The organism is Thermoanaerobaculia bacterium, from assembly GCA_018057705.1.
Classification (GTDB): Bacteria; Acidobacteriota; Thermoanaerobaculia; order Multivoradales; family JAGPDF01; genus JAGPDF01.
In genome coordinates, this window is record JAGPDF010000142.1 from 1 (window position 1) to 5,853 (window position 5,853).

The 5,853-nt window shown below is 69.3% G+C and carries 6 protein-coding genes; 3 read left to right on the forward strand and 3 right to left on the reverse strand.

The genetic code is table 11. The features are described 5' to 3' along the window. Positions 1-961, reverse strand: a 961-nt coding sequence (locus tag KBI44_21120) for a substrate-binding domain-containing protein (GenBank protein ID MBP9146987.1), incomplete at its 3' end; no start/stop codon positions are given. A 269-nt stretch (positions 962-1,230) separates the two neighbouring features. On the opposite strand from KBI44_21120, the gene KBI44_21125 reads away from it, so the two are divergent. Together KBI44_21125 and KBI44_21130 are read left to right on the forward strand one after the other, a co-directional pair. Further along, entirely contained in the window at positions 1,231-1,461 is a 231-nt protein-coding gene (locus KBI44_21125) for a ribbon-helix-helix protein, CopG family (GenBank protein ID MBP9146988.1), read from the forward strand. Then, entirely contained in the window at positions 1,448-1,711 is a 264-nt protein-coding gene (locus KBI44_21130; protein MBP9146989.1) for a type II toxin-antitoxin system RelE/ParE family toxin, read from the forward strand. The genes KBI44_21125 and KBI44_21130 overlap by 14 nt, the downstream gene beginning before the upstream one ends. Before the next feature lie 199 nt (positions 1,712-1,910). Here KBI44_21130 and KBI44_21135 read toward each other — a convergent pair whose 3' ends face one another. Continuing rightward, on the reverse strand, positions 1,911-3,179 hold the full coding sequence (locus tag KBI44_21135) for a hypothetical protein (protein ID MBP9146990.1): 1,269 nt from the start codon (positions 3,177-3,179) through the stop codon (positions 1,911-1,913). A gap of 274 nt (positions 3,180-3,453) precedes the next feature. Here KBI44_21135 and KBI44_21140 point away from each other — a divergent pair, with 274 nt between their 5' ends. Further along, on the forward strand, positions 3,454-5,277 hold the full coding sequence (locus KBI44_21140; protein MBP9146991.1) for a hypothetical protein: 1,824 nt from the start codon (positions 3,454-3,456) through the stop codon (positions 5,275-5,277). Between the two features lie 144 nt (positions 5,278-5,421). Here KBI44_21140 and KBI44_21145 read toward each other — a convergent pair. After that, a partial coding sequence (locus KBI44_21145; protein MBP9146992.1) for a hypothetical protein occupies positions 5,422-5,853 on the reverse strand: 432 nt, incomplete at its 5' end.

Here is a 5,853-nt window from a genome sequence, read left to right on the forward strand (position 1 = left end):
GGCTCACCCACGGGTTTCTCGGGTTGCTCGCGGAGTAGAGGTAGAGCCGTCGCGAGAGCAGGTAGTCCTCAGTGCGAACGGTGAAGACCGTCGGCCGGTACGGCACCGAGCCGCCCTCGTGGACCTTGAGCGCCTTGGCTCCCGCGACGTAGGCGAGGCCGACGAAGCCGATGCTGCCGCGGCGCGCGGTGACGTCGGCGGCCAGCCTCTCGCTGTCCTCGTAGCGCTCGGCCGAGGCGGCGAGCGGCCGGTCGGCGAGGACCAGGCTCTTGAATGTGTCGTACGTGCCGGAGCGGTCGTCGCGCGCGAAGGTGGCGACCGGCCCAGCGGTGCCACCGACGGTGCTCCAGTCGGTGATCCGGCCGGTGAACAGGTCGCGAATCTGATCGATCGACAGCGCATCCACGGAATTTCCGGGATCGACGATCACCGCGACGCCGTCGAGCCCGAGGATGTGCTCGCAGGCCGGAGAGAGCATGTTGCCGAGGCTCGCGAGCGTCCGCGCCTCGTCGGTCTTGATCCGCCGCGACGCCATGCCAATCTCCGCGCCGCCGCTCGAGAGGGCCTCGAACGCCGTGCTCGACCCATGCGCCCGGATCTCGATCGCCGCCGCACCGTCCGGCAGCACCGCCTCGATCGTCATCTCGTCCGGCTTCCCGGCCCGCCGCTCGATCGAGCTCGCTCCGAGCTTGCGCAAGAACCCCTCGACCAGCGCCGGCGCGAGATCCTTGCCGATGGTGTTCGAACCGGAGAGAGAGAGCCGATGGGTGATCGTCGCCGGTCTGTCAGAAGAAGGAGTTGGCGTTTCGGCCGCGCTGGGCGCCGCCCCGCTCGTCCGCCCGCGCAACCGATCGAGGAGCTTCGCCCGGTCCTCCGCCGGCACGAAGCGCACGAACGCCAGGACCACCAGGCCCAGACCCACCAGGAACAACAAGAGCTTTCCGACCGCCGTCAGCTTCATCGACAGGACTCCTCGAGCGAGAGGCTTCAGCGAGAAGGCCGCGTTCTCCAGGCCCTCTCCGTTGCCAGTGTCACAGGAATCCGATTGGATGGCAGGCGTATGTCTTCTGCGTGACGCCGCCATGGCGACGGGGTGAACTCGACGGTCCATCCGTCTTCTCCGTCGGCTGCGAAGGCGGTTCGACGTTCGAGTGGAACGCCGCGGTGCCGTGAGCGGCGCGGCCGGTGCGCCGAGTTGGCGTCATGACGTCAAGACGCTACAATGGGCTCATGAGCGAACCCCGTCGCACGACGATCTATCTCGACGCCGACCTGCATCGGGCGCTGCGTCTGCGCGCGGCGGAGTCGGACGAGTCGGTCTCGGCCATGGTGAACGACGCTGTCCGCCAGGCGCTCGCCGAAGATGCCGCCGACCTCGAGGCGCTCCGCAAGCGCGCCCGAGAGCCGGCTCTCGACTTCGAGAGCGTCGTGCGCGATCTCGAACGGCGTGGCCGGCTATAGCCTCGAAATCCGGCGCTCGGCGGCGCGCGAGCTCGAGGGTATCGAGCCCCGAGATCGGCGCCTGAAGATCATCGAACGCATCCGCGCCCTGGCTCGCGAGCCCCACCCGCCCGGCACCCAGAAACTCGCCGGCAGCAAGAACGCCTACCGCATCCGCCATGGCGACTACCGTGTCCTCTACGAGATCCTCGAAGCCGAACGCCGGATCGTCGTCGTGAAGATCGGCCATCGGCGTGAGGTCTACCGCTGAGGCGACCGCAGCGCGGCATGAGCGCCCCGCGCTCCAGGTGGCGCTTCACGCCCCCGCGCCGCCCGAGCCCGCCGGGGGGGCGACCGCTCTTCCCGCGAAAGCCTCGTGCCCTCGCCAGGCCTCCTCCGCCAGACTTCGAGGTAGCGCCTCGCACCGCAGACCGTCTTGACGCTGCGGCCGAGCCGCAGGCGCGCCCCCCTCAGGGCGTCACGGCCGACCAGCGCTCGGTGTTCTCGGAGAGGTCGAAGCCGTCCCAGAACAGGACTTCGCGGTTCGAGAAGCAGAGCAGGCGGGCGTCCGGTCCACAGGTGCCGTAGACGTCGTAGGTCCACTCAATGTCGTAGGCGATGTTGGCCACGCCGTACATGGTCCCTTCCCCCAAGCTCGCGGAGCTCCAATTCAGGCAGGTCGTGTCCAGGCGACGAGTTCCGTCGCTGTAGGTCGAGGTGCGAAAGTAGAGCCCTGCGCCGAGATAGCGCCCCCGTTCGTCGACATGGAAGGTGTTGTCGTTGCCGTTCGCCAGGAGGTCGGCCTTGGAGTCGGCGACGCGAAAGCCGTCGACGCGGCGGATCGGGGTCCCTTCGAGGGTCATCCGGTCGCCGGCGTCGATCGTCGTGCTGGAGATCCAGGCGAAGAACGACTCCGGCGACGGCAGGTGGGCTGCGGCGGCGAGGTTCCGGCAGATGGCGTCGCCGGCGGCGAGCCCAACCTCGCCAGCCGCCTCGGGCCAGGCGCCGAGATCGCCGGCCCCGGAGGCCGAAGTCACGAAGGTGAGCGCCGCGGGGACCCAGGGGACGGGCGTCGCCTCGCTCGCCCCGGGCTCGAGGCAGAGGAGTCGCCGGGTGGAGTCGCACGAAGTGCTGTAGAGGCGCGTCCAGTCGCCGGTAGTGCGCGACGGGGAACCGGTTCGCCCGTCGAGCCCTTCCTCGCCGACAACCCAGCCGACACAGTGGTCGGAGGTGGCTTCCCCCGATGCGTTGGTTCCGGTCCAGTAGCCGAAGGCGTTCTCGGAGAGATCGCCGCCGTTTTCGTCGTAGCGGATCGGCTGGTAGATCTGCGGCTCCTCCCCGACGAGCTCGTCCACCGTGCCGGTGAAGCGGCCGATGCCGTCGTAGCGGTACCAGGGACCTGCCGGGACCGCCGTGCCGACGCAGCCGGTCGCTCTCTTCCCGGTCTGACCCTGGACATGGCAGTAGGCGTCGGTCGACGCCGTCGAGAGCCAGGCCCTGTAGGTATTGGCGTTGGGCAACCCGGCATTGCCGGCGAGCACCCGGCAGATGTTGTCCCCCGCCGCCAAGCCGAAGAGCCCGCCCGCCTCGAGCCAGGAGTTGAGGTTCCCGTCGCCGACCTCCGAGGTGACGAAGGCGCGCCGCTTCGCCGCCTCCGCGGGCCCGGTTGCGAGCAGCTGTAGTGCAACGAGGACCACGGCGACGGCGAGGCGAGCGACGAGCGTGCGTGAATGCGTCATGGTTCCCCCGCCCCTTAGCCGCCGTTGACAGGGAAATGGGGACAGGCGAAGAGGGAACAGCCGGGCTGGGGACAAACGAAGATCGGACCGGCGGGAAGGGGGCAACCCGGCAGCAGGCGCTTGGGGCGGGCCCGCCTGAGGAACGACCTCATCTTCGCCGGCGGCTTCGAGCTCGCCACGGCCTGGGCCTGGTAGCGGGTCGCGGCACCCAATCCGGCCGATCGATCGGAGGCTCGCTGTCGCTCACTGGAGCCCGTTTCCGTTCTGGATAGGGATGCGCTCCTCCCACACCACCCACGCCAGCCACACCAGCCACACCACCCACACCCCTCCCGGCACCCCGCCGCCGACGAAGCGCACTCTTCCCCCGACGAGCCTCAGGCCGGCCCGCGCCCATGGCGCGTGGGCCGCGCAGGTCGCCGTCCTTGCGGCCGTCCTGACCGCCGTCGTTGGCGGCGCTCTCTGGACCGCCCAGGCCGGGGCGCAGACGATCTCCACTCCGCCGCCGTACCTTCGCCGGCAGCTCACGCCGACGGGCGAAGCGCTCTCGAGCGTCAGCTTCCGCTGGCTGGTCGACCGGCGCGGCGAATGGATCGCCTTCGTCGGCGATGTCGAAAACGCCGGCCTCGAAGCTGTCTATGCGATGCGCCGCAACGGCTCGGAGCTCCATCGGCTGTCGCCCTACGCGCCGGTCGGGACGGTCGACCGTCTCGAGGCGACCGCCGACGGCCGCGGCGTCGTCTACTCCGGTGACCTCGAAACGGACGGGCTGGTGGAGGTCTGGAGCGCGCCGTTCTCCGGCACGCCGGCCTCCGCCGTCAAGCTGAACCTGCCGGTCACCGGTACCGGAATCCTCTACTCCTTCACCAGCCCGGCCACCGGGCGGGTCCTCTACTTCGCGGAAACCGCCGGCGGCAGCGGCATGTGGACGGTTCCGGAGACCGGGCCCGCCGCCGCGAGCGTGAAGGTCGATCCCGGACTCGAGCCCGGGGACGTGCCGACGGCGATGTACCTGTTCGGCCAGCCCGAGCGCGCCCTGCTCGTCTTTCACGACGCCTCGGCGGCGACCATGCGCATCTGGAGCGCTCCCGGAACGGGTCCGGCGGCCAACGGCATCTACCTCCTGGATGCGACTCCGGCCGGCTGCCAGACTCAGCCCGTGGCGGCGAGCGGTGTGAGCGGCGGGGGCGGCCGGATCGCCTGGACCCACCAATGCCCGACTGGCAACGGCCCGCAGCACAATCAGCTCTGGAGCGTGCCGCTCGCCGGCCCCGCGGCCGCCGCGGTCTCGCTCGGCGGCGCGTTCGCGAACGGCGGCGGCATCGCCTCCGTCAGCAACTCCCTCGACGGCGCCCGCATCGTCTTCATCGCCGACAAGGCCACGATCAACAAAGACGAGCTCTGGAGCGTCCCGTTCGCCGGCCCCGCCGGGTCGCTCGTCCGGCTGAGCGAGAGCGGTTCCTCCGAGACCGACGTGACGCAGTTCGAGATCTCGCCCGACAGCTCGCGCGTCGCCTACCTCTCCGATCCGACGGTGAACGAACGCTTCCTCGCCTGGTCGGTGCCGATCGCCGGGCCGTCATCGCAGACGCTGCCGTTGACGACGACCTCCTCCTCGGGACGCGACGTGACAACGGTGAAGTTCACTCCCGACGGCACCAGCGTCGTCTTCCGCGCCAACTTCGAAGAGGTCGATCGTTGGGACCTCTATCGCGTCCCCGCCGACGGCTCGGAGCCGGAGGAGCTGCTGACCAACGACGGCATGTTCGCCACCGGTCGATCGGCGGACACGCAGTACAGGCTCCATCCGGACGGCGCAAGGGTGGTCTACATCTACGACGAAGGCGCGCCGGGCGACAGCCGCGGCCTCGGCGAGCAGAAGCTCTTCGGCAGCTACTTCCAGGACGCCCGCCTCAACGAAGACCCGGTCGCCGGCGGCGAAGTCACCGACTTCGAGATCTTCCCCGACAGCGCCGGAACGATCTACCGCTCGGACCAGGACATCGACGGCCGCTTCCGCCTCTACGTCGCCGACACCCGCCTCTTCGGCGACGGTTTCGAAGACGGCACGACGAACGCCTGGCCGGACGTGCCCTGAGAGCCTGAACGACTGATAGCGAACCCGCCCTTAACGAGAAAACTGTGGGCCGAAGCGCGGCAGATCTGCTCCGCTGAAGAGGTGCCAGCCGGTTCGACCGATTCTTCGGGCTCGGCACGAGTGCGCTCACCTGACGGCGGGCGATCAGGAACTGGTCGTCGACCAGTGGCAGGTCGACTGGCGCTCGAAGCCGTCGGCGAAGAGGAAGTCCTCGCCCGGGACCAGGAATGCGCCGTCGACGTCGAGCTGGATGGAACCGCCAGCTTCGTTCTTGATGAGTCTCGCGACCAGGGCGATGCTGCCGTCCTCCTCGAGCGGGACGCCGGTCGATTCGAGACGAAACCAGTCTCCGAGGTTCGAAGTGTCGAGCGGGGCCGAATCGACGCTCGTTCGGCTGAAGCCGGTGCAATCGTTGCTCGCCAGGAAGACGAGCTTCATGAGCGCGGAACCGGTCCGCGCCTGCCCGGGCGGAAATCGGAGGTCGGCACCGAAGGCATAAACCTGGCCGGGAACGAAGTCGGTGATGCAGGCCGAGATGCCACGACCCTGCGTCGCGTTGGCGGCGTTGTTCGTCGC